Origin of the sequence: Pseudomonas rhodesiae (assembly GCF_007858255.1) — a bacterium.
GTDB classification, from domain to species: domain Bacteria; phylum Pseudomonadota; class Gammaproteobacteria; order Pseudomonadales; family Pseudomonadaceae; genus Aquipseudomonas; species Aquipseudomonas rhodesiae.
The window spans coordinates 70,836-94,130 of the sequence record NZ_VFEU01000017.1 but is presented as its reverse complement, the minus strand read 5'-3'; the positions used below and the strand labels follow the sequence as shown (position 1 = coordinate 94,130).

The 23,295-nt window shown below is 55.9% G+C and carries 17 protein-coding genes and 1 other RNA gene; 6 read left to right on the top strand and 12 right to left on the bottom strand.

The window, feature by feature from the left end; translation table 11 throughout:
* Nucleotides 1-112: 112 nt before the first annotated feature.
* From FIV35_RS21235 to FIV35_RS21220, 4 genes are read right to left on the bottom strand one after another with little or no spacing between them, the layout of a single operon-like run.
* Nucleotides 113-586: a type I restriction endonuclease gene (locus FIV35_RS21235; protein ID WP_146375051.1), complete on the bottom strand. Its 474-nt coding sequence runs from the start codon at nucleotides 584-586 to the stop codon at nucleotides 113-115.
* Complete coding sequence (locus FIV35_RS21230) at nucleotides 586-1,293, bottom strand: abortive infection family protein (RefSeq protein WP_226477065.1); 708 nt, start codon at nucleotides 1,291-1,293, stop codon at nucleotides 586-588. The genes FIV35_RS21235 and FIV35_RS21230 overlap by 1 nt, the downstream gene beginning before the upstream one ends.
* Nucleotides 1,294-1,328: 35 nt before the next feature.
* On the bottom strand, nucleotides 1,329-2,648 hold the full coding sequence (locus FIV35_RS21225) for a restriction endonuclease subunit S (protein ID WP_034139354.1): 1,320 nt from the start codon (nucleotides 2,646-2,648) through the stop codon (nucleotides 1,329-1,331).
* Entirely contained in the window at nucleotides 2,638-4,479 is a 1,842-nt protein-coding gene (locus FIV35_RS21220) for a class I SAM-dependent DNA methyltransferase (protein ID WP_034139353.1), read from the bottom strand. The genes FIV35_RS21225 and FIV35_RS21220 overlap by 11 nt, the downstream gene beginning before the upstream one ends.
* A 668-nt stretch (nucleotides 4,480-5,147) precedes the next feature.
* On the opposite strand from FIV35_RS21220, the gene FIV35_RS21215 reads away from it, so the two are divergent.
* The 5 genes from FIV35_RS21215 (at nucleotide 5,148) to FIV35_RS29955 (ending at nucleotide 9,737) form a co-directional block, all read left to right on the top strand.
* On the top strand, nucleotides 5,148-5,684 hold the full coding sequence (locus FIV35_RS21215; protein ID WP_034139352.1) for a LasR-specific antiactivator QslA: 537 nt from the start codon (nucleotides 5,148-5,150) through the stop codon (nucleotides 5,682-5,684).
* Between the two features lie 1,067 nt (nucleotides 5,685-6,751).
* Nucleotides 6,752-8,158, top strand: coding sequence for a YfjI family protein (locus FIV35_RS21210; RefSeq protein WP_034139351.1), 1,407 nt, complete (start codon nucleotides 6,752-6,754; stop codon nucleotides 8,156-8,158).
* Nucleotides 8,145-8,507 carry a hypothetical protein gene (locus tag FIV35_RS21205; RefSeq protein WP_034139350.1) on the top strand — a complete coding sequence of 121 codons (363 nt, stop codon included), beginning with the start codon at nucleotides 8,145-8,147 and terminating at the stop codon, nucleotides 8,505-8,507. The genes FIV35_RS21210 and FIV35_RS21205 overlap by 14 nt, the downstream gene beginning before the upstream one ends.
* A complete protein-coding gene (locus tag FIV35_RS21200; protein WP_034139349.1) occupies nucleotides 8,491-9,471 on the top strand; it encodes an integrase domain-containing protein in 981 nt (326 codons plus the stop codon). Before FIV35_RS21205 ends, FIV35_RS21200 begins: the two co-directional genes overlap by 17 nt.
* A complete protein-coding gene (locus FIV35_RS29955; RefSeq protein WP_034139348.1) occupies nucleotides 9,468-9,737 on the top strand; it encodes a hypothetical protein in 270 nt (89 codons plus the stop codon). The genes FIV35_RS21200 and FIV35_RS29955 overlap by 4 nt, the downstream gene beginning before the upstream one ends.
* A 318-nt stretch (nucleotides 9,738-10,055) precedes the next feature.
* Here FIV35_RS29955 and FIV35_RS21190 read toward each other — a convergent pair whose 3' ends face one another.
* The 8 genes from FIV35_RS21190 to FIV35_RS21155 all read right to left on the bottom strand — a co-directional run bounded on the left by FIV35_RS21190 (nucleotide 10,056) and on the right by FIV35_RS21155 (nucleotide 22,239).
* Nucleotides 10,056-10,709, bottom strand: coding sequence for an RraA family protein (locus FIV35_RS21190; protein WP_034139347.1), 654 nt, complete (start codon nucleotides 10,707-10,709; stop codon nucleotides 10,056-10,058).
* 27 nt (nucleotides 10,710-10,736) lie between these two features.
* Nucleotides 10,737-11,792 (bottom strand): NAD(P)-dependent oxidoreductase, encoded by a 1,056-nt coding sequence (locus tag FIV35_RS21185; protein ID WP_034139346.1) that lies wholly within the window; start codon nucleotides 11,790-11,792, stop codon nucleotides 10,737-10,739.
* 64 nt (nucleotides 11,793-11,856) lie between these two features.
* Nucleotides 11,857-14,421, bottom strand: coding sequence for a phosphoenolpyruvate carboxylase (locus FIV35_RS21180; RefSeq protein WP_231980901.1), 2,565 nt, complete (start codon nucleotides 14,419-14,421; stop codon nucleotides 11,857-11,859).
* A 900-nt stretch (nucleotides 14,422-15,321) separates the two neighbouring features.
* Nucleotides 15,322-16,578 (bottom strand): integrase domain-containing protein, encoded by a 1,257-nt coding sequence (locus tag FIV35_RS21175; RefSeq protein WP_034139344.1) that lies wholly within the window; start codon nucleotides 16,576-16,578, stop codon nucleotides 15,322-15,324.
* A gap of 187 nt (nucleotides 16,579-16,765) precedes the next feature.
* Nucleotides 16,766-17,155, bottom strand: a transfer-messenger RNA (tmRNA) gene (gene ssrA, locus FIV35_RS21170).
* 94 nt (nucleotides 17,156-17,249) lie between these two features.
* Nucleotides 17,250-17,528, bottom strand: coding sequence for a hypothetical protein (locus FIV35_RS21165; RefSeq protein WP_034139332.1), 279 nt, complete (start codon nucleotides 17,526-17,528; stop codon nucleotides 17,250-17,252).
* A 135-nt stretch (nucleotides 17,529-17,663) separates the two neighbouring features.
* Nucleotides 17,664-20,474: an FAD-binding and (Fe-S)-binding domain-containing protein gene (locus FIV35_RS21160; RefSeq protein WP_034139331.1), complete on the bottom strand. Its 2,811-nt coding sequence runs from the start codon at nucleotides 20,472-20,474 to the stop codon at nucleotides 17,664-17,666.
* Between the two features lie 70 nt (nucleotides 20,475-20,544).
* The gene (locus FIV35_RS21155) at nucleotides 20,545-22,239 is read right to left on the bottom strand and encodes a lactate permease LctP family transporter (RefSeq protein WP_034139330.1); all 1,695 of its coding nucleotides are present in this window, start codon (nucleotides 22,237-22,239) and stop codon (nucleotides 20,545-20,547) included.
* A 261-nt stretch (nucleotides 22,240-22,500) separates the two neighbouring features.
* On the opposite strand from FIV35_RS21155, the gene FIV35_RS21150 reads away from it, so the two are divergent.
* The gene (locus FIV35_RS21150) at nucleotides 22,501-23,268 is read left to right on the top strand and encodes a GntR family transcriptional regulator (RefSeq protein WP_034115111.1); all 768 of its coding nucleotides are present in this window, start codon (nucleotides 22,501-22,503) and stop codon (nucleotides 23,266-23,268) included.
* Nucleotides 23,269-23,295 lie beyond the last annotated feature (27 nt).

The window sequence follows — 23,295 nt, the reverse complement described above, 5'->3', positions numbered from 1 at the left end:
GGGGTCCGGGTGGCGAAAACGTAAGAAATACTCGTCGAATTGATTGTTTTTTGATCATTTGGCGAGTTTAAAAGTTGCGCTAGGTGGTATGCCGGGGAAATACATGGCTACTTCAGACCATCCCTAATGGCAGGCCATTAACGAATATCACCACATCCGGCCTACGCTTTACTTGCCCTGATACTACTACGAATTGCTGCACCGCCAGCCAGTCATTACTCGTCACGTCATCAAAGTCGATTAGTCGAACTTTGCCCGCAGTTAAAGTACCATCCTCGGCATAATATTCAACATCAACACCTTCCGTTAGCAGACGATGAAGGCGATGGTTCTCATCCAGCAGGTTGGGCATTTCAGATTGTATTACGCGACGTACAGCATCTGCCTGTGCTTCGGGAGGGAAACTAGGATTAAGTAGAGCTATTGCTGTGGTGAAACGCGTCTTAAGTACCACCTCGTCATATGATTCTCTTTCCGGCTGTTTGCTATCCGGGCCAATCAAATCATCTGATATACAGGCGTATTGCAATGCAGCTAGTTGACCAAGTAGCGCTGTTTCTAATTGGGCCTCTGATAGAAAAGCCATTAGAGTTCTCCTGCTTCTTTGGCTTGATCCGCGATCGTGACAGGCACGCCGCGCGCAGCGATCAGGGCTTCGATGTACGCATCGCGATCAAGTAGATAAAGCAGTCGGCTGATAGGTATGTTTAGAGAGAGAGACTCATTGCTAGGTAAGAGAATCTGAAGCGTTGAGTCTCCATCATCGTCTATTTCCAGCGTTAACCTTACATGTTCATCTATTAGTTGATTAAAACTTTCAAAACGTTCCCATGGCTCGCGAGAGTTGACAGGGTCGAGGTGGGTTTCTAGGTATGCCTGATGTAAAAAGGTTACGAGGGCGTCGGCCGCCAAGATCGACGAACGCCTATGATGGATTGAGAGCTTATTAAGAAAACCGTCTCGTCCATGGCTTACCGGGCCTGACTCATTGCGGAGGTCACCTAGAGCGGTAGTCAACTTGTGATGTTGCGAAACCAGCTTTAGAAATTTGTTGTTCTGATTTTCGCCAAGTTTCAAAACGCGCACTGCAGCGCCAACCCATTCCCCGAAGTCTGGTGCACTCGCTTTAGGTTTAATAGGGTGGGTTGGAGAATCAAGTTCGTCTACGATTATGCGGCAGAATACCTCGACGATTGACTTTGCACAGTCAATACATGCGTCATTGTCCTGTTCTAGGGTTCGTTCCAACGCCTCGAATGTCTGTTGCAGCATCTCTGCATCACGCCAGTGCATGCAAGCGTCGCGTATACCGGGGCACCAGTCCAAATTCATATATTGTCTTCTATAAAACGCTTGGCATCTTTAATACGAAGCTCGCCTGAAATCAGCTTTGGCAATAGCGTATCGCGAAGGGAGACGAGGGTGCGAGACTCTTCTACGCTGGAAAAAATCTCTTCAAACCACTCTAAAACCAAAGCCTCAAATTTTTTAATTATTTCGGGAGGCGGGAGCGGACGTTTAATTGCTTCAAATGTCTGCCGAGTAATAGTAGAAAAAACGGAGCCATGTGCCATCGACTTAAGTTGATCCACCATCTGCTGTGCCGTTAGGTAAACAAAATAGTCACCTATGCCCGCAACGCCTTGTAACCCGTAGCATGATTGATTGAATGTCATAGGGCATCCAGTAATCGCGAGGTTTCCAACCGTGCCCCGGGCGGAAATAATGGTTGTACCTTTCGGAACACGCCTGGCGGAGCTCTCTGTTAACCCCTGTTCTGTAATTGACTTCTCGGTTGTGATCACGAATACATCGCTAGCCGATGGTGTATCGACTACCGAAAACCAAGGTATATCACCGCCCCAATATTCTGTGATAGAGGTTTTTGGTGTTCCACCACCGATAATGGTAAACATTGAACTTAGCGGTTTTTCATCCCAACCTTCTGGCTTACCACTCGCATCGAAGCGTTTGGGAAAAATTTTCCAGATTTCAGTGGGCAAATAGGGCTCTCGGCCCTCCACTTTTGCGCGGACTGGACCGAAGTCGACGAACCAGTCGTGAAAAAGCGCACGAGCCATAGACTCTAATGTCTGATTTCTTTGGCGGATAAGTGCGATCTTGTCGTCAAAAGATCCTAGGATGTAGGCAATAGCCCGTTGTTCGGCTAGCGGAGGAATACGGGTGGTAAAACTCTCAATTCTACCTGGAGACGTGTGCTTCACAGTTGTTCCTGTAGCCGAACCGATTACCCATGATCTATATTCATGGGATCGCAGAAGATATTCGACAAATCGAGGAATAGCAGGCGCCTTATGCTTGAACTCCAAAAGCCCAACTCGCTGGTTATGAAGCCAAGTGTTGGAGTCGTCAGGGATACGACCAGCAAAACCCAAGGTGTCGGCTTCCTTGCTGAGATCCGTCATTGTAACGACAATCTGACCCGGTTTCAGTATGTAGTCGCTAAGAATCGGACCGCGGTAATACCTTCGTTTTTCGTCCTTAAATCCCCCGCCAACAGCAAAGTTTCCGGGTGTGACGAGAACGGTTTTGTGCTTCTCGTTGGTAAAATGTTCGCCTTTAAAAGCGAAGCCGTGCTTTACCTTAAATAAATCACCAAGAGAAACATCCTGCCACTCACCCGCCATATCCAAGCTCCTTCAAATTGGCTTCGATTACGGTCGTCAGTCTCGTAGCTTCCTTTTGCCATTGTCTCCACTCAGCGCTCAATCGCTGCATTTTTTCGGAGAATACTTCACTATCGATTTCCGCTGTTTGGGCACCGACGTAGCGCCCAGGCGTTAGTACATGGCCATGCTCGCGAATCTCCTCCAATGTAGAGGATTTGCAAAAACCAGGTATGTCTTGATAATTACCGGCATTTTGCTCCCCGCGCCAAGCATGATAAGTGGTTGCTATCTTCAGTGCGTCGTCATCTGTAAGTTCGCGGCGGGTACGATCCACCAGTTGTCCCATATTTCGGGCGTCTATGAATAGCACTTCGCCACGGCGATCCCTTAGATGCGATTTTCCTGCTTTGCCGTTGGATTTGTCGCGTGCTAAAAACCATAGACAGGCGGGGATTTGCGTTGAATAAAACAATTGTCCCGGCAGAGCGACCATACAGTCCACTGTATCTGCCTCAATCATGGCTTTACGGATATCTCCTTCGCCACTTTGGCCTGAACTCATCGAGCCATTGGCCAGCACCACTCCAGCGGTTCCAAACGGTGCAAGGTGATGGTATATGTGCTGAAGCCAGGCGTAATTGGCATTTCCGGCAGGTGGTATACCGAACTTCCAGCGCACGTCGTCCTTCAACCGTTCGCCACCCCAGTCGGAGATGTTAAACGGGGGGTTGGCAAGTATGAAGTCAGCTTTTATAGGCGCACCATCGTTGCCACGTTTAGCCGCAAATTCGTCTTTATGAAAGCTGCCTTCGTTATTCCACGATATGTCGGCGTCGATGCGGCGAACAGCTAAGTTCATTTTTGCTAATCGCCATGTTGTGTAGTTGCTCTCTTGGCCATAAATAGCTATATCGCCGATGCGCCCGCCATGCTCTCGCACGAACTTTTCGCTCTGAACAAACATGCCCCCTGAACCGCAGCATGGGTCGTATACTCGTCCTTGATAGGGTTCAAGCATCTCCACCAGAAGTCGGACTACTGAGCGCGGTGTATAGAACTCTCCCCCGCGCTTACCCTCGCTACCCGCAAACTGACTGAGGAAATATTCATAAACTCGTCCAAGTACGTCCTTGGACTTGTTTTCACCTTCACCCAGCGCTATTCCTGAAATGAGATCAATTAGTTCACCCAGCATTACCTTGTTGAGCGCGGGGCGAGCATATTCCTTAGGTAGAACACTTTTCAGTGATTCGTTATCTTTTTCAATTGCCCTCATAGCATCGTCGACTAAAGTACCAATCTGTGGACGTTTGGCATTTGCTTTCAGATGCGACCAGCGAGCCTCTTTTGGCACCCAAAAGATGTTATCGGCAATGTATTCGTCCTTATCTTCCGCTGCTAGTGGATCCTCTTCCAACAGTTCGGCGTGTCGGGCTTCGAAAGAATCGGAGATATACTTGAGAAATATTAGGCCCAATGCAACATGTTTGTAGTCGCTTGGTTCCATATTCCCGCGTAGCTTGTCTGCTGCTTTCCACAAGGCATCCGCATAGTCAATCTCGGGATTGGGGGCTTGGTTGGGCTGCAAATCTTTCGTTTTTGGTTGCGTAGGTTGGCCCTCGAATTTCTCAATATGCACGACCGTATCCTCAGCCGGCGCGAGTGCCACTGACCCCCCGCGGCCTCTTCCTGGATTAATGCGTTTTGTTTCAATTAGTTGTTGCTTGATACGCTGATAGGTACTTTCCGGCCAGGCCAGAGCCTCAAGCAGCCGCTGATTACCCGCACTGCCCCCAAGCGAGGCTAAAGTGGCGATGAAATGCTCGATTTGTTCTGCGGTAGATGTCACTTGCTTTTCCTATGGCTTTACGCCAGCCAGTTAGCTGCCTCACGGCTTGATACTCTGGGATCTGGCGTCGGTGGCGTGGGCGCATTTAATCAGTGTCTGACCACGTGGTCGAGCTCCCAGGTCGGTAATAGGCGAAGACGCATTCGGCGGCTATGTCTTAATTTGGTACGTACCAGGTTTCTTGGAGACGGTTTGTCTGCGTAAAGGGGGAAAATGTAAGCGACTCGTGATGGTGCGAGGTGGCGTGACCTAAGCTGACAGAAACACAGATAAGCCTTCATTCAGGATGCCGAGCTTATTTATCCGCATGCTTGTGTTCCTGCGGCTTCACATTTACGCTTTGCTTCGTCGCGGTCAATCCCGCGACCGGGTGTCGCAACCTGAATCGAAACCAAGGCGCGGTACGTGCCATATCGCACAGCCAGTACTTCGAGTGCTAGCTGCTGCTTTTCTATGGCGCACCGTGCAGGGCAGGCTTTTGCCTGGCCGGGTTCCTTGGTTTCCGGTTTGCGACCCCTGTACGGTGTGCCACCCATTCGTGTCGCAACGGTGGATGGCATTCCTTAATCAAACCAAGGAGATAAGGAAAATGGCATGTCCCCCTTTTAAGCTCGTGCGCCACCTTGGCCATCTGTTTCGTACTTCAAACTATCTCGGAGGATTCCGCGATGTTTGATCTCTCGCTTCTCATCGGCCTCCCCAAACCCAACAGTATCGATACTTCATCGCTTACCCTTGAAGATGCAGCGATTAAACTACGGCAGGCTGCAATACTTCGGCTTAATGGTGCACAGAGCATCCTGCTTCATTTTCCACAGGATGTTGAGCTGGCTGTGGAGCTGTTGGATGACGCGGCTGTGTTGTTTGACAAGGCGTTTCGATGTTTGTCCGGTATCCCAGCTCAGCGCGTCCATCAACAGGTTGGTGAGTACGTCTCTGTTCCTTCTGCTGAAGGCTGTCCCGGTCTTCGAACACCATGGGGCAATGAATTCCGCCCGATGATTGAGGACGGCGTTCGGTGCGCTGAGACCTGGCTCGATGGCTCATCATTGCCGCTGTGGTGGGCACTGGCGCAAAACCGAAAGCATCATCGTCCAGGTGATCCCCAGGAAGCATTTGAAGCAGGTTTTCTGCTGCGGCTGCAGCAGACGCTGATCATGCGACGTGAAGCCGTCACCTCTCAATCAACCAGCTTTGATGCCTGATTCTGTAATTGACGTTTGAGATTTGCTTTTTCCGCCAAACCCTCCGATCAAGCGATCTTTGATCGCGCTGATCGGAGGGTTCACTCGCTTTCTCTCGCCACCGTTGCGTTCCACCCTCCATGCTCAAATTTAATTCACACCACGCCTACTTTCACCATCAGTATTTCCCCACGATTTCCATCGAGCGCAACGTTATTCAGGGTGTGTCCGAATCTTTTCGTTGGGCATGGATGTAGGTGTGGCGACAGCGGCGACGGCGGCGACAACCCACGTATAACGTGGTCTGGGGCATGGCGACAGAAGTGGCGACAGTCGCCACTTTCTCAGCGCATTGGCTGTGACGCTTGACCACCTTTTCGAGTGGGTATAAAAATTGGTGCACGGATCGCTGTCGTTGACAGCACCTGCCCAGGTAGCCAGAACCTTTAAGGCTACGCCCCTCGCGTGGTGGTTCTTCCCCAAGTGCGATTAGCGTCCGGCGGCTCGCACGGTCACTCCCCAAAAGTGATGGATGCCTACTCGACCAATCTGCCCATTGCGGCAGACGATGGACCTACCTCGCTGCGCTGCGGCAACCTCACCTATCGGCACACTTCGCTGCGCCAGACCGCGCCCGTCTCTTTCTTCTGGAAAGAGACGGGCGCTCGTACCACTGCTGAAAGCCACGTCGTACATGGCATTGCCGCAACTTTCCTCGTGACAATAGGCCTGACAACTCCGATTCGTCGCCATCCGCAACGACACAGACACCGGTGCCGCAGCCTACGGAAGGGCTGCACCTGACTGACAGTCAGGCATGCCCCAAGTGTCCAGGTCTTTGCTTTCTCTCACCCAGGATCTCTAGGTGCCGAACTCGTCAGTCGGCACAGCCTCCACCCGCCCGCATCTTCGGATGCGTTTAAGGAGGCCAGATTCATGGGTTCATGCCCTTGCTCCCGGTCGTAAGGAGCCGCTCGTTCCGCGTCAGTGAACACCTCACAGGCCGCAGGGGCCTTGATCCCTGATAACACTCAACATCCGTGGCGGGACTACGTGAGGACAACCGGCAATGATCGAGGAGAGGGCCCATGCAGCAGTTAGATCCGAAGCTTGAACTACCACGACCACCTCGACCGTTGATTGAGTCGAACCCCGTGCCCCAGCCTTATCCCGTTCAGGCACTAGGTGGGATTCTTGGGCCTGCGGTTGAGCGCATGGCCGAGGTCATCGGCGTGCCCCAAGCACTGGCAGCGCAATCGGTGTTGGCCGCCTCGGCTCTGGCGACTCAAGGTCATGCTGGCTTACAATTCGACGGGAGAAATTATCCCCTGTCGTTGTACTTGATCACGGTGGCTGCGTCCGGTGATCGCAAGACCGCGGCAGACCGATCCGCGCTGCTGCCAGCGCGCCAATGGGAGCGTCAGCAGTGGCAACACTATCGTGAGCAGCTCTCTCGGTACCGTGCCGCACAGCGACAAGCGCAGCGTATCAATCCTGCCGATCCCGCCCCCACAAACAGCGTACCGCTCGAAGCGGAGCCTTCGGCCCCTCGGCTGATCACCACGGATCCGACTATCGAGGCCCTGATCAAGGGGCTCTGCCATGACTTGCCGAGCATGGGGCTGTTCTGTGACGAGGGCGGACAATTCCTTGGCAGCAGCACCATGAGTCGGGACAACCGTTTGAAAGCGGTCACGACCTTGTCGTCACTCTGGGACGGTAGCCCGATTGATCGTGCTCGCTCTATGGCAGGCGAAAGCCTAAGAGTCTATGACCGACGCCTGAGCCTGCACCTGATGCTGCAACCGTATTTGGCCATGCAGTTACTCAGTGACCCGTTGCTGCAGGGCCAAGGCATTCTAGGGCGCTGCTTGATGACCTGGCCCACCAGTCTAGCCGGGCAACGTAGCTACCAGGCTGTCGACTTGTCCAAAGACGCCGCCCTCAAGCGCTATCATCACCGCCTTTCGGCTCTGTTTTATCAGCCTTGGTCACTTTCCGCTGACGGAGCCTTGCAGCTGTCAAAGCTGAGCCTCAGTCCGCTGGCGCGTCGTCGCTGGATTGATTTGCATGATGCTATCGAAGCTCAGCTGGGGGAGTTTGGCGAGCTGGCCAGCGTGCGGCCCAGCGGATCAAAGGCTGCCGATAACCTGCTGCGCATCGCCGGCATTCTTGCAGTTGTGGAGGAGAGCAGCGTCGTGGAGGTCGACCATATCCAACGGGCCTCTGCCTTAGTTGGCTACTACCTCACCGAGATCCAGCGCCTGACTGAGCAGGAGCCAGTGTGTCGAGTTAAGGAGGAGGCGGACCGGCTGTTGCGCTGGCTGCAGGTCAAAGATTGGAAGCGCTTTAGTATTCGAGACTTGAACCGCAACGGTCCCCGCTTTGCCCGTAAAAGCAGTCGCCATGCCACCAAGCTTCTGGTCGAGTTGCTTGATCATCATTGGCTGATTACCGACGGCCATACCTTCGAGGTGCGCCATGTTCAATCTTGATGAAGCACTGCGCAACCACTTAGCTCAACGTCAAAAGGAGCCGAAAGCGCGGTTTGTCGCCGCGAGTGTCGCCACTTTGTCGCCACGCTCAAAGCCAGGTAGGACAATGGTTGTCGCCGCTGTCGCCGCTGTCGCCGATGTCGCCACCGTTCGTAAAACTATCACCTCAATGACTGCCGTTATCCAGTGGTTAGAAAAGGAGGGGGCGCATCTCTACGTCGTCGACAACACGCTGTGTTTTCGCCCTACTGATTGGGCCCAGTTCGCCATCGTAAGCCCACACTGGCGAGCCCTTCTACATGAGCTCGCTGCAGTCGATCAGGAACAGAAAAATGGCTCGCGTCGGTAAGCGAGCGGGGCGCAATTTCGGCTTCGGTCGCCAGCTCAGCTATGCCGGACCGCAAGCCTTGAAAGATCTGTTTGGCGATGGCCATTTTGGTACCGTCAAAGCCCATAGCGATCGCTGGCAGGCATTCGTGCAATGGTGTCGATCCGAGGAGGGACCGGGACTCAACGATGCGCGACAGATCGACCGTGAGATCCTCATGCGGTATGCCTTCCATATGCGCGAGCAAGTTGAGCAGGGCAGCGTCGGCATCGCCACCGCGCAGAACCGCCTGTCCAGCGTGAACCGCACGATGGCCGCGCTGCGCGGTGATCAGTACGTCAAAATCCCCAGTCCGAGCAAGGCGCTAGGCCTACAGCGTTCGAGCGTGCGTAGTGAGGCACCGCAAGGCCAAGATCGTGCTCAGATCGAGTTGATCGCACTCGTACTGTCAGAGCGAGGTCAGCAACGTGTGGCCGCAATTGTGCATCTGGCCCGGGATACTGGTATGCGCCTGCGTGAAGCGATCTTGGCGGACCTGCCCCGACTGCAACGTGAGGCCAGGCAACTGGACAAGATCAACATCCAGGACGGCACCAAAGGCGGTCGATCAGGCGCGTCAGCACCGCGTTGGATCGCGGTTACTGATCAAATTCGTGGCGCCTTGGATATGGCCTGGGAGGCTTCACCCAGTGGCAGTCGGAACCTGTTGGCCCCCAACGAGAGCTACAAAGTGTTTATGCAGTCAGTTGTGCGACCGGCACGGGACATCTTGCATGAGCATGGATTGAAGGGCTTTCATGAGCTACGGGCGGCTTACGCCTGTGAGCGTTATGAGCAACTGACTGGCTTGAATGCGCCCGTCAATGGAGGTCGTGTTCATCGAGAAGATCGAGAGCTTGATCAGCGTGCACGACAGCAGATCAGCCACGAATTGGGACATAACCGCATCGATGTGGTGAGTGCCTACATCGGAGGTCGGCGATGACGGCCGAGTTCGACATAGCGTTGTTCCTGGGCCCCGTGCTCAAAGGTGCACATGCCACGCAGCAGCGGCACATCAGGCAAGCAGAAAGGATGCACAAGGTGATTCGTGAACGCTGGGGTTGCGCGACTCCCTGGTCCTGGAGAGAAAAGCACGTGAGATGGTTTCTGCAGCACCACCTGCGCTGCTCAGCGCCTTCGACTGTCTATTACTATGCGCTAACAGCTAGGCTAATTAAGGTTCGGTGTATTAGTCGAAAGATTGACTAAATAAATTTGTGTATCTGTGCAGGTGAAATGATGTTTCGACCGCTATCCAGTCCGCAACAGGATACTACTCGGCTTTCCTCTAGTTCATTCGCATCGCCATCCGTAACTTTGCAAACCGTTGCCTGAGGGGAGCGATACTGACTTTTTCAATTCCTGTTACAGACGTTCTGCGGCCGTGATGTGCTTGAAGCTGTTTGCTTTGCAGAAGATTGTCGCCATTAACCGATGTCTCGCAAAGTGCCGGTGTATAGTTGATAGATATCGGGTAGCACTGGCGGCGCCACCATCAGGCACGCTCGCCATCAGTCAACGCTATCGTCAGCTACGTGGGGTTTGTAGTGCGTGGTAACCATAGTCGGCCCGCGCCTGGCGCAAAGGCACTCCCGCCTCGATAGCCGCACGGATATGCTCTTCGGCCTGGTGGACTTCTTCGGCTACCGCCAGCACTTCGATCAGTGAACCGGCTGGAATCACTACGAGGCCATCACCGTCGCCGCGCAACCAATCATCGGGCTGTACCCGCACGCCGCCCAGCGTCACGGGCGCCTGGATCGCTTCGACACGCACACGATCCTTGCCGGTGCGCATCCAGTTACCTCGGGAAAAGATCGGGTAGTTGAGTTCCAGCGCACGGTCGATATCGCGGCAGATACCGTCAATCACCGTCCCGGCCAATCGCTTACGGGCGGCGGTAGAGGTCAGCAAGTCGCCCCACACTGTGGTGTCGAGCCGCGCTTGGTTGTCGATCACCACCACTTGGCCGGCCTCAAGGTCGTCGATGTAGTCTCCCACCGAGCCGCCGTCCAGGCCAATAGGGCCGTAGCGCAGGGTCCAGGCTTTGCCTGTGAGATTGAACGTGCGATCCAGGGGCATGATGTCGGTGCACTGGCAAACGATTTTCAGGCGGTCCATCGCGTCGCTGAGGTCGGTGCAACTCAGGGCGTTGATACGGGTAAAAATAGAGGTTTGCATGATATGGCCTTCCTTGTGTCCGGTCGGTTAACGCACGATGGCGGCGTTACTGAATGCATGGATCTTGTCGACGATCTGGCGCGATGCCGACCTGATTGCCGTGGTGGTATTGCCGGCAATATGCGGCGTCAATTGCGCGCGGGGAATGCCGGTCAGTGGAGAGTCGAACCGGTCCTTTTCCAGGGCAAAGGTATCGATGGCGACCGCCTTGATATGCTTGGGAAACTGGCGCATGAAGGCTGCCAGTTGGTGTTCGTCAACGATCCCGCCGCGTGCGGTATTGATCAGGATTGAACCTTGGCGCATCTGCAGGAACTCGGCAGTGCCGAACAAGCCTCGGGTCAGCGTGGTTAGCGGGACGTGGATCGAAATGATGTGCGCCTCGGCCAGTAACTGCGCCAGGCTTGCTCGTCGTTCAAGCTCAAGGCTGTGCGCCACCGGTTCGGTGAAACGCTCCGACCCTGTGGCGATCACCTTGATGCCTAACGCCGCCGCCTTGCGTGCTACCTGCCGAGCAATGCTGCCGGTGCCCACCAGCCCAAGAATGAGTTCGGCGTATTCGGAGGTAGGTGCCAAGGTGCCTTTTGCCCAATGACCTTTGTGGGTTTCGGCGTTGTAGTAATCCAGGTCGCGAGACAGAAACAGCACTTGGGCCACGACGTATTCGGCAACAGCGGCCGCGTTGGAACCCGGCGTGTTGAGTATCGCCACGCCACACTGCTCGCACTCTAGCCGATCAATATGGTTAACCCCGGCGCCTGCCTGGGCAATGGCGCGCAGTGGTGTAGACAGCGCGGGTGAGGTGGCTGCGCGAATCAGGCTGGCGCCGAAGGGTATATTCAGGCGTGTTTTGAACACGCTATAACCCCCCGCCTGATTCACGGCGGCAATAAAGTCAGTCTCGTCGTGGCAGTTAATCTCGGCATACTGAATGCGCGTGGTGTAATGCTGCCGGATGCGGTCCTTGTCCGCGAAATAGTGCAGATTGAGGGTAACGGCCAGGCCCAGGTTAAGAAAGCGATCGACTTCCTCAAACAGCAACGGTGGCCCGGGGGCATCGAGTATCAGGGTAGTAAACGCCATTCAGCTGATCCTCTTGGAGGGTAGCGCCTGCCGATACCCAGGTTGCCCTGGATATCGGGACTGATCACCAAGTGAAATGTTGGGCGCTGGTGGGATCGACCAGACCTGCATCGGTACTGGCGGCCGCGAGGAACCCGCTGTAGAAATCATTCAGCGACGAAGACTGGATGAACTCGGGATTGCTTTTGGCGTAGATAAGAAACAACCGATAGATTCTCAGGTTCTTTTCCTTGCGGTAGACCTCTGCCTTGAGGCTAGGCCATGGGTTAAGCAAGCTGCTTTCCTTGATTTTCCATGGATCCACCCACTCGGTGCCGGTAATGGCTCTGTACACGAAGCGCTTACCTTCAATCACTTCCAAGTGCAGGCTGGCCAGCAGCTGTTCGGCCGTTCCGACTGCTTCGGTCTTCAAGGCTTCAGCCAGCGCCAGGATGTTGGTCTTCTCCGGGATGCTGCCGGTCAAGGTCAGCCAGGCGCATTTCAGGTCGGTTCGCGCGATGGCATAAGCCATACCTTTGACGTAGGTATGAAAACTCTCATCCTCATTAAACGCCGTCGACAATTGCGCTGCCGGCTCTCGCGCAAACTGCCCGACTCCGATCAGTTCGCTGTGTAACCCACCGGCCAACAGCGCACGGGTCCAGGGAATCGCACGAATGGCATCTGGCCGGGACTCGAAAACCTTGATGTTAAAGATGCGAGAAGGCGGCCGGGTGCCCTTGGCGGTGGCCCTGACCACATCGAATCGCGCCAGGTCCCGCAGCAGGGAAGGCAGGGCTGGATGCTCGAAGAATGTCGCCTGGTAGCGGCGCACCACCTCAGCCCAGCGTTGAATCCTGCCCGTAACGACCTCCTCGGACGGTTGCGGCTGGGGCTCGGCGTGCATGCGGTACAACTGGCTGAGGAAGTTGACGGACTGGTTGCGGGTCAGCAGATGAGCGCGCATCTCCGCGCACCCGGCCAGCATGAAGCGGGTTTCCGGGCCCTCCAGCGCACCGAACTCCTGCAAGGTCTCGGCGATCACTCCGTTACACCGTGCGTGTTCCCCGCCCATGATTACGTGGACAACCACCTCGACACCGTAGCGGGCCGCGATCCGCTTGTGCTGGTTGGCAATAGCCATGTTCAGTTTGTGCATGGCCTTGCCGCCTTGTTTGCCGGTGTCGCTTGGGCCAAACGTGATGTATTGGCGGTTGCCTCGCGTTGCCAGATGCTGGCGGTACAACGGGTTTTCGTACACCTCATGCACCGTCGCCAGCGTGCGCTCGGCACCCGCAAGGTCTTCGGGTTGCAGGGCGATGTCAATTCCGTCCCGCACCTGGGCCGCCTTCATCAGGAACAGCACCTCCAGCGTGCTGAGGGCCGAGGTGTATTCGGCGATCCCGTGGATTTTCATGCGGTCGCGATACCGATCGATCATTTCAAACCGCTCGAGCGCATTGCGGGCATCGTGCATGCGGATGTAGCTCGGGTCCTGCTCCATCAGCGTGATGTAATCCTGGCCAGCGTATTGCTGGGCTTTCTTGGTGTAAATCGACGCGGTGCGTTGCAGATAGCCTTGCCACAGGGCAGCGGGAGCCTGGGACTCGTCGCCTTCCAGCGCGACCTCAAGCGCGGCCTGGCGCGCACGCTCGTCCAGCTCATGATAGTGCCGGCCCTGGCCCAGGCCGATGGTTTCCAGCCACTGGCTGGAAAGAATCTCATCGACCACGCTGCTGAACATCTCAGCGTTTTCACGAAACTCGATATCCAGGTAGTGAAAGCCAAACGCATGCACCTGCAGCAGCAAGCGGTCAATGGCGGCCGGCTGGGTAAAACGGATGCTACCCAGTGCTTCGATCAGCTCGGCGGGCTGCTCGAAATGCCCGGGATGATCCTTGTCCAGGCGTGCGCGAATCTCTTCCAGGCGATGCCGTGCGCCGCCGTCCTTGATCAGGCTGTCGATATCAGCGATGTAGCGATTGCGCAGCGCGGTTTCCAGCGCCACGACCAGGGTTTCGGTGTGCTGGTTGGTGTCATAGGGGCGGCCATCCTTATCGCCGTATAACCAGGTAAACAAGGTCAGCCATTTTTCCTGCGGCGCCAGGCCCAGGGCGTGATGCACGTCGGGCAACGCGTCATACACACTGTCGGCGTAAAAAATCTGCGACTCGATATCGGTGCCATTACTGCCCGACCACACGGCGTTGTACAACTCCAGCAGGAGCTGCGCAGTGACTTGGGGCTTTTTCAGGCCACGGTCTTCGATGTGCTGCGCCAGTTTCTGCAAGACCAGCACGACGGAATGCTTGAGCTGGTCGGTCTCTTTGCACAGCAGCCCCAGGCTGATATTTACCCCCGACGGCGCTGCAATCAACTGCGAGTCGAGCGTGAGCAATTGACGGGGCAGGCTGGCTTGCGAAGCGATCTGGGTCGCCACACTCCTAACCGACAATTCGAACAGCAGTTGCTTGATCAGCAACAGCTTCCAGAAAGCCTCGACGTCTTTGCTGGAGCGGGATTCGAAGAACGCCTTGCCCAGAGCCGCCGCCAGTTTCGAATCAGCCTTGTCCAGATACGACAACGTATCGATTTCGGCGTAGATCCTCAGGCAGGCGCGAGTGTGCGGGGTTTGCGAAGCATCATCCATGTTTGCCTTGAGTGCGTGCTCCAATGCTCGCCATAGAACGTCATGCAGTAACGCGGGGTTGGTATGGCCGATTGAGGGGCGAGTTGACGTGTTTTCCAGTATGGAGTTGATCACATGATTCATGGGTTCAAGCCTCGATAATTGCACAAATCCCTTGTTTGCATTGCGCCAAACAGACACAAGCAAAATCATCAATGTCCCAGGCTTAACCCACTGCGTCACAACGAACGGAACTCACCTGTTCGGCGACAGAAAGCCCTTGTCGGTACCGAAGATCGGCAATAAGTTTGAAACAACTCGTTACATCTGTTGGCAATAAAGCACGCCCCCGTTTTCTCGGCAAAAGACCTTTTTGGAATAAATGGCATCGAAAAAATGATAGTGAGCTATTCAATATAGTTGGATGAGGTTCTAATTTCGAACGCCGATATTTTCTTAAGCTTCTGTTTTTTCGAGGAGAAAAAAGCTGAAAGAAAAAATAGCCAGAAAAGCGTTGGTGGAACGGGGGAGGTATTTTCTAGATGAATATGAAAAAAGTTTCACGATGCTAACAGCCGCTCCCCGCTCTCATACAAGAGCCTTATATGATCCAAATAAAACTATCGGAGGTTAAATACGCCAGTTGGCGCTGGAAAGCTCGTCTCGGCGGCTCCCTTGATGGTGAACGACAAGCTATTTCAGCGGTGGGGTGATCACGTGTGAAAATCGCAAGTCGTTGTTGACTGATAGATCATTCAAGCGTGAGTCCCTGAGTATGGGAATGCAGAGCCTTCCCATACTCAGGGACTTTGACTAAGGAGCGCAGGCGTGCGGGAGGTTTTGCGATAGTCGTGAATCCTGTCCCCATACTGCACCACACGGCTATACGGTTTTTCGCCGGTGCCACAAGCTCTAGGATGCTCAGCGTATCGGTACGACGTTCAAGTCTCTGGTGTAATTGATCGCGGTTGCCGAAAGGCTGCCGGTGGCCGCCTTCTGGATATGTTCACTCCACCAAGCCATCATCGGACGCCGGCGTTCGATGTAATCCGCCCGGTTGTAGGCGCTTCGAACCTCGTCCTTATCGACATGCGCCAGCGCGACTTCGATCAGTTCCGGGTCCCACCCATGCTCGTTCAGGATTGTGCTGGCCATGGAGCGCATGCCGTGGCTGACCAAGCGGTCCTGGAAGCCCATCCGTTTCAACGCCATGTTGGCTGTTTGGCTATTCGCGTGGGTGCGCGGGTTTCTATCTGACGGGAACACATATTCCCTGTGGCCGCTATGGGGCTTAAGCGTCTCCAATAACGAGAGTGCATGTTCGGTCAGCGGGATTGTGTGCGGACGACGCTTTTTCATTCGCTCTGGAGGGATAGTCCAGATGCGTTTTTCGAAGTCGATGTCTGCCCATCGGGTAGTCGCCGCTTCGGCAGGGCGGGTCATAGTGTGTAGCTGCCATTCGATCAGGCAGCGGGTCGTCCGCTTGATGCTGGCGTTCGCGATTTCCATCATGAGCTCCGGAAGCTCATCTGGTGGTAGCGCTGCCATGTTCTCTTTCTTAGGTTTCTTAAACACCGCTCGAATGCCGCTGAGGGGGTTGGCAAAGATCATTCCGGAATTGACCCCGTAGGTCATGATCTCGTTAAGGCGCTGGCTCACTCGCTTAACTGTCTCGAGGCTGCCTTTAGCTTCAATCGGATGAAGCAGCTTGATGACCATCGGCGCGTTCACTTCCGATAACGGCGTTGATTTCATGCTTGGAAAAACATGCAGTGTGAGCGAGCGCCAGATGTCTTCGGCATACGCCGGCGTGACGGAATCCTTCTTCAGCTCGAACCAGGCGGTGGCCACGTTCTCGAAGGTGTGTTCCGTTTCCGCTCGTTTGGCTTCCTGTAGCTCATTGCGCTGAGCTTTTGGATCGATGCCCTGTGCAAGCAGCTCTCTGGCCTCAACGGTTTTCTTCCTCGCTTGCGCAAGAGAAACCTCGGGATAAGAGCCGAGTGCCATGTTGATTCGATTTTTGGTGACGGGATGCCGGTAGTTGAAATTCCACTGCATCGAGCGATTGACCCTGACTCGCAGTTGGAGCCCGTCGCCATCCGTGAGGACGTAATCCTTGTCTTTCGGTTTGACCGCCTTGAGCTGGCGGTCGGAGAGGCGGGTGGTTTGAGCGCACATGAGAAGTACTCCATGACACCTTTTGGTATTCCCAAGATTAGCGCCGGGGAGCCGGGAATACCATTGGGAATACCAAACTGCCTGGAACTCAAAAAGCCTAGAAAGCCTCCCATGGCCCTGAAACCCCCGTATTTACTAGATTTCAGGCACAAAAAAAGACGTCCGTGGACGTCTTTAGTTGATCAAATGGTGGAGCCGGGGGGATTTGAACCCCCGTCCGCCAGTACTCCGCTGTCGGTACTACATGCGTAGCCGTGTCTATTAAGTTAACCCTTGGCGACCCGACGGGCAGGGTGCTTTGGGCGAGTTGTGTAAGTTTTAGCCGCTTCGTCCACAACGTACTGCACGGCGATTCTGTTCTATATGACAATCATTTTGGGTTTACAGACATCCCCTGATGATTGCTGGGCCCGAAGGCACCAGGAGTGCATGTCAGCTGCAATTAAGCAGCGAGAGCAGCACCGTATTGGTCGTCATTGGCAACTATAAGAAGTTGCAACAGTGGATTTACGAGTTCTGTTACCAACTCGGCATGCACCTAAAGTTTCGCAACCGGCGTCGAATCCTAAACGGCCCCGAGCTTGTAACTCGTTGTTTCTTAGTGAGTGACAAGCCTGTGCAGTGTACGCCAAACCGTCACGGAAGGCCAACCCGAAGGTTGGCCTTAACGCTTACTCGCCACCTTTCTCGCTGTTTTGCAGGTCTTGCAGCGTCTTGGAGGTGATCTCGATGCACTTCTTGTCATCACCTGCAGCGTGTGCTGCTTTGGCTTGAGCCACGGCCGTGTCGACTTCGCCACTTTTGCCACTGGTATCGGTGGCGAGCAGCGCTTTCCCGTTATTGATTTTGTCCAGGTTGATCTGGCACAGGTCTTTGTCACCGGCGGCGAAGGCGGGAGAGGCCAGCATCGCAGCAGTCATGAACAAGCCAGCTAGAGCGGAACGCTTCATCGGGTATCTCCTTGCGCAAAAGGGCTCGACGCTGCTGGCGTTCGACGGCTGCCAGCGACATCAGTGAGGGCCTCGATTGTCGAGGCCTATTCAGCTGACTACGCCGACGCGCAGGGGTTCTGTTTTTTTGCGGTGTTAATGGGCGCGGGCCTGGGTGACCCGGTCCACCAGGTAGACCAGCCCGTGATAATCGATGCCGCCATGTTGGCTCAGGCCGATCTCGCAGGTGCGGCTGGTGGAAATACCTTCGCTGCAAAATTGCACCGCGTCCTTGAGTGAGCGCAGTGAATGGGCATTGAGTTCCGGCGTGGTAAAGCCCTTGTCACCGGCAAAACCACAGCAATGAATGCCTTCCGGGATGATCACAGTGTTGGCGCAACGTCGGGCCAGTTCAATCAGCGCCTGGCTTTCGCCCAGGTGTTGGGTGCTGCAGGTGACGTGCACCGCGATCGGTGCTTCCTGCGGTGTGAAGTCCAGTCGATCCATCAGATGGGTGCGGATAAACCGCACCGGGTCATAGAGGTCCAAGCGGGTTTCGCCCAGGTCTTGCACCAGGCGCAGGGTGCAGGGGCTGGTGTCGCAGTAGATGGGGTCCAGGCCGCCGCGACTGGCGTGGAGCAGGGCGCCGATCAGTTCCTGGCGCTTGTGTTCGGCCTGTTCGGCGTAGCCTTTTGAAGCGAATGGCTGACCGCAGCACAGGTTGTCTTGATTCTCTGGGATAACCACTTGGTAACCGGCTTTTTCCAGTAGGCCACGGGTTTTGTCGTACAGCGACATCTGCTCTTTATCGCCGGCAGCCGGGCCCATTGCCCGCGACACGCATGCCGCCAGGTAGACCACGCGGGGCCGCTCGTCAGTTACAGGAGGGCTGAAGCGAATGGCTTTTTCCGGCTGGGGCATGGCATTGGTCCACTGAGGGATTTGCCCTTTCGACAGACGGGTTGCTGTGGCAGACAGCTTGGCCAGGCGCGGCGCGCCCAGTAGCATGCGGGCGCCATTCGCCACATGCAGGGTAAAGCGCGCTCCTTGCAACGCAGTGGAGAAATGGGTGGCCAGCCATTCGGCCGTTTTCGTACGGTCGGCGTTCCTGGCGCGCAGTTTTTTCACCAGATCGCCGGTATTGATTCCCACAGGGCAGCGCTGGGCGCAGAGGCCGGTGGCGGCGCAGGTGTCGATGCCTTGGTAGTGGTACGCCGTTTCCAGTTCGGTGGTATCGACCCCGGCGCGTTTTTTGGCTTGTATATCGCGCCAGATCACAATGCGTTGGCGCGGGCTCAGTGTCAGCCCTTTGGATGGGCAGACCGGCTCGCAGAATCCGCACTCGATGCATTTATCCACCAACTCATCGGCGGCGGGCAGCGGCTTGAGGTGCTTTAGGTGGATCTGCGGGTCTTCGCTGAGCACCACGTCCGGGTTGAGAATGCCATTGGGATCGAGCAGGCGCTTGAGTTGCCACATCAACTGATAGGCATCGCTGCCCCATTCCAGCTCGACGAATGGGGCCATATTACGCCCGGTGCCGTGTTCGGCCTTGAGCGAACCGCCGAACTCCACTGCGACCAGCTGCGCGACGTCATCCATGAACGCTTGATAGCGTGTGACTTCCTCACTGCTGTTGAAGCCTTGAGTGAACACGAAGTGCAGATTGCCTTCCAGCGCGTGTCCGAAAAGGATCGCTTCGTCGTAGTGATGTTTGTCGAACAGTTCGATCAGGCGGTTTACGCCGATAGCCAATTGCTCGACCGGGAAGGTCACGTCTTCGATGATCACCGTAGTACCGGTCTTGCGTACGGCGCCGACGGCGGGGAAGGTGTCTTTACGAATGGCCCACAGGCGGGCGTTTTCCAAGGGGTCTTCGGTGAAATCGACCTGCTTCTCCACAGGAAAACCGGCCAGGGACGCCATGATCAGTGCCAGTTGTTCCTGCAGTAGCGAGGAAGTCGCCGCGCGGGATTCGATCAGCAATGCGCAGGCATTTTCCGATAGGTGTTGTACGAACGCGGGCATGCCGGGTTTGTTCTGCACCGAACGCATGCTACGGCGGTCCAGTAGCTCTACGGCCGAGACTGGCTGAGTTTTCAGCACGGTGACGGCGTTGCAACAGGTCTCCACATCCGGGAACACAATCAATGCCGACGCCTTGTTCGGATGATCGACCACGGTGTTGTAGGTCACTGCGCTGATGAAACCCAGCGTACCCTCGGAGCCCACCAGCAGGTGGCTGAGAATTTCCAGCGGGTCGTCAAAGTCCACCAAGGCGTTAAGTGACAGGCCGGTAGTATTTTTCAGACGGTATTTGTGGCGAATTTTTGCCGCCAACTCGGTATTTGCCCGCGTCTCGCGCCCCAGTGTTGCCAGGCGCTCCAGCAGTGCGCCATGTTGCGTGCGAAAAGCGCTGACGCTGACAGGGTCTTCCGTATCCAGACGGCTACCGTCGGCCAACACCAAGCGTATGCCCGCCAGGGTGTGGTAAGTGTTCTGCGCGGTGCCGCAGCACATACCGCTGGCGTTGTTGGCAACAATGCCGCCGATCTTGCAAGCGTTGATGGATGCCGGGTCCGGACCGATCTTGCGCCCGAACGGCGCGAGCCAGGCGTTGGCCTGCGCGCCGATCACGCCGGGCTGCAAACGGATCTGCGTGCCTTGGCCACGAATTTCGCGGTCGTTCCAGTTGTCGCCCAGTACGATCAGCACCGAGTCGCTGATCGCTTGTCCGGACAGGCTGGTGCCGGCGGCGCGAAAAGTAACGGGTACATGGTCGCGCTGGGCCCATTGCAGCAGCGTCACGACTTCGTCTTCGGACTCTACACGGATCACCAGTTGTGGGATCAATCGGTAAAAGCTGGCGTCGGTTCCGAACGCGAGGGTGGACAGCGGGTCGTCGAAGCGTCGGTTTGGTGGGATCAGCTGTGCGACGTCATTAAGGAAAGCGGCAGGCAGACTCATTCGTCCTCCAGAAATGGCGGACGCCGGAATAGTTACCCGGCGTCGGTTCTTACCCTATTACGTGCAGGTCTCAGTGCACCAGCATACCGGTGAACCAATAGGCCTGTGCCAACGTGATCAAGCCAACGATGGTGGCGAAGAACAGGCTGTGCTTGAGGGTGAAGCGGAACAGGTCGGATTCCTTGCCGACCAGGCCGGTAGCGGCGCAGGCCACGGCGATCGACTGTGGCGAGATCATCTTGCCGGTAACGCCACCGCTGGTATTGGCGGCAACCAACAGCGTGTCGTTGACGCCGATCTGGTGGGCAGTGGTGGCTTGCAGCGAGCTGAACAGTGCGTTGGACGAGGTGTCGGAGCCTGTTAGGAAAACCCCCAGCCAGCCGAGGAATGGCGAGAAGAACGGGAAAGCAGCCCCTGTCCCGGCCAATACCAGCGCCATGGTCGACGACATGCCGGAGTAGTTGGTGACAAAGGCGAACGCCAGCACCATGCCGATGGACAGGATTGGCCAACGCAGTTCGTAAAACGTTTCTTTTAAAGTGGTCAGACCAGTTTTGACGTTGATCTTCAGCACCAGCATCGAGATCAGCGCGGAGAAGAAAATCGCCGTACCGGTGGCTGAAATCGGGTCCAGCTTGAACACCGCCGGGATTGCGGTGGGGTTGGCCACGATGGGGGCGACCTTGATCACCAGTTGATCCAGATGTGGAATCGCGAAGTTGAACACCCAGCTGTACATCGAGCCGCCGGCGGCAAACATGGCCTTGAACGGTTTGAGGGTCCAGATCGTCACCAACACCGTGAGGATCAGGAACGGCGACCACGCCTTGAAAATCTGCCCCAAGCTATAGGGCGATGCGACCGTGCTGCGCGGCTGGCCGAACCCACCGGCACTGGCGGTGATGACCGCGCTTGAGGTGGCGCCGGCGATCTGCGCGCCTGCGGTGCGCTTGGGTTGCCAGACTTTCAGGAACAGGGTCAGGGCAATCAGGCTGGCCAACGCCGAAGTGATGTCTGGCAGTTCCGGGCCGATGAAATTGGAGGTGAAGTACTGGGTGATCGCAAAGCTCAAGCCCGCAACCAGGGCTGCTGGCCAGGTTTCACGCACGCCGCGCAGGCCGTCCATCATGAATACCAGCCAAAACGGTACGAACAGCGACAGCAATGGCAGTTGGCGGCCAGTCATGGCGCCGATCTTGAACGCATCGATGCCCGTCACTTGCCCGGCCACGATGATGGGGATACCCAGTGCGCCAAATGCGACGGGGGCAGTGTTAGCTATCAGGCAGAGGCCGGCGGCGTAAAGCGGGTTGAAGCCCAGGCCGACCAGCAGCGCGGCGGTGATGGCCACGGGCGCGCCGAAACCGGCCGCACCTTCCAAGAAGGCGCCAAAGCAGAAGCCAATCAGCAGCACTTGCAGGCGTTGGTCGTCGGTGATCGACAGAACCGAGCTACGGATAATCTCGAATTGGCCGCTTTTAACCGTAAGTTTGTAGAGGAACACGGCCGCGACGATGATCCACGCGATAGGCCACAGGCCATAGGCGAACCCGTAACCGGCAGCGGCGAAAGCCATATCGACCGGCATCTGGAAGGCAAAAATCGCCACCAGGATCGACAGTGCCAGGGTAATGCTGCCGGCCACATGCCCTTTGAGGCGGAACACTGCCAGGGCCAGGAAGAAGAATACGATCGGGATGACTGCGGCGAGAGCGGACAAGCCGAGGCTGCCGAGCGGGCTGTAAAGCTGTTGCCAGGTTTGCATATGGGGTGGCCCCTAATTGTTGTTGGTCAGGCACTTTTTTGTCGATATGGATAATTGGTAATACCAATTTACAATCGATGTGAGCTAGGTTAAAAGCCTTCGTGGGATGTGTCAATTTGCCGCCTGCAAAACTTTGGTCGTAGTGGGATGGCTGAGGGGATCTGAGCGGCAAAAACGAAGGCACTCTGATGGGTGCTGGAACGGCGGCGATAGGCCAGAATAGAGGGCCCGGCGAGTGGTCGGGATGGTGGAGAGTGAGTTATGGCGTTTGATCAGGTGCGGCAGCGCCGTCTGTCTGACGATATTGTTGAGCAGCTTGAAGGAATGATCCTTGAGGGTACGTTGAAATCCGGCGAGCGGTTGCCGGCTGAACGTGCCTTGGCTGAGCAGTTCGGAGTCTCGCGTCCGTCGTTGCGCGAGGCTATCCAGAAGCTGGCGGCCAAAGGGTTGTTAGTCAGTCGCCAAGGGGGCGGCAACTATGTCGTCGACTCTTTGGGGTCGACTTTCAGCGATCCGCTCCTGCATCTGCTGGAGAATAATCCAGAAGCCCAGCGTGACTTGCTGGAGTTTCGCCAGACTTTGGAGGCGTCATGCGCGTATTACGCGGCGTTGCGTGCTACCGAAGTCGACCGGGAACGGCTGACTACTGCGTTTGAAGCGTTGCAGGATTGCTACACACGCGTTGATGAAGTCAGTCGGGCCGAGGAGGGGGCGGCGGATGCTCGGTTCCATCTGGCTATTGCCGAGGCCAGTCATAACGCGGTGCTGCTGCACACGATTCGAGGTTTGTTCGATCTGCTCAAGCGTAACGTGGTGACTAATATCGGTGGCATGTATCAGCAGCGTACGGAAACCCGTGACATGCTGATCAATCAGCATCGGGATTTGTACCTGGCGATTATCGAGGGGCGGGCCGAGCAGGCGAGGGAGGTGTCCACACGTCACTTGTTGTACGTGCAGGAAGTGTTGGAGGAAGTGCGTCAGGAGGTTCAGCGCGTGGCGCGTGCGGAGCGACGTAAAGGGATGTAGCCGCGGGTTTGCCCGAGGCTACATCGT

Excerpts from the sequence above, each read along its gene's own strand:
- FIV35_RS21235 (WP_146375051.1), bottom strand. The coding sequence starts at position 586 with ATGGCTTTTCTATCAGAGGCCCAATTAGAAACAGCGCTACTTGGTCAA.
- FIV35_RS21230 (WP_226477065.1), bottom strand. The coding sequence starts at position 1,293 with ATGCACTGGCGTGATGCAGAGATGCTGCAACAGACATTCGAGGCGTTG.
- FIV35_RS21225 (WP_034139354.1), bottom strand. The coding sequence starts at position 2,648 with ATGGCGGGTGAGTGGCAGGATGTTTCTCTTGGTGATTTATTTAAGGTA.
- FIV35_RS21215 (WP_034139352.1), top strand. The coding sequence starts at position 5,148 with ATGTTTGATCTCTCGCTTCTCATCGGCCTCCCCAAACCCAACAGTATC.
- FIV35_RS21210 (WP_034139351.1), top strand. The coding sequence starts at position 6,752 with ATGCAGCAGTTAGATCCGAAGCTTGAACTACCACGACCACCTCGACCG.
- FIV35_RS21205 (WP_034139350.1), top strand. The coding sequence starts at position 8,145 with ATGTTCAATCTTGATGAAGCACTGCGCAACCACTTAGCTCAACGTCAA.
- FIV35_RS21200 (WP_034139349.1), top strand. The coding sequence starts at position 8,491 with ATGGCTCGCGTCGGTAAGCGAGCGGGGCGCAATTTCGGCTTCGGTCGC.
- FIV35_RS29955 (WP_034139348.1), top strand. The coding sequence starts at position 9,468 with ATGACGGCCGAGTTCGACATAGCGTTGTTCCTGGGCCCCGTGCTCAAA.
- FIV35_RS21190 (WP_034139347.1), bottom strand. The coding sequence starts at position 10,709 with ATGCAAACCTCTATTTTTACCCGTATCAACGCCCTGAGTTGCACCGAC.
- FIV35_RS21185 (WP_034139346.1), bottom strand. The coding sequence starts at position 11,792 with ATGGCGTTTACTACCCTGATACTCGATGCCCCCGGGCCACCGTTGCTG.
- FIV35_RS21180 (WP_231980901.1), bottom strand. The coding sequence starts at position 14,421 with ATGGATGATGCTTCGCAAACCCCGCACACTCGCGCCTGCCTGAGGATC.
- FIV35_RS21175 (WP_034139344.1), bottom strand. The coding sequence starts at position 16,578 with ATGTGCGCTCAAACCACCCGCCTCTCCGACCGCCAGCTCAAGGCGGTC.
- FIV35_RS21165 (WP_034139332.1), bottom strand. The coding sequence starts at position 17,528 with ATGAAGCGTTCCGCTCTAGCTGGCTTGTTCATGACTGCTGCGATGCTG.
- FIV35_RS21160 (WP_034139331.1), bottom strand. The coding sequence starts at position 20,474 with ATGAGTCTGCCTGCCGCTTTCCTTAATGACGTCGCACAGCTGATCCCA.
- FIV35_RS21155 (WP_034139330.1), bottom strand. The coding sequence starts at position 22,239 with ATGCAAACCTGGCAACAGCTTTACAGCCCGCTCGGCAGCCTCGGCTTG.
- FIV35_RS21150 (WP_034115111.1), top strand. The coding sequence starts at position 22,501 with ATGGCGTTTGATCAGGTGCGGCAGCGCCGTCTGTCTGACGATATTGTT.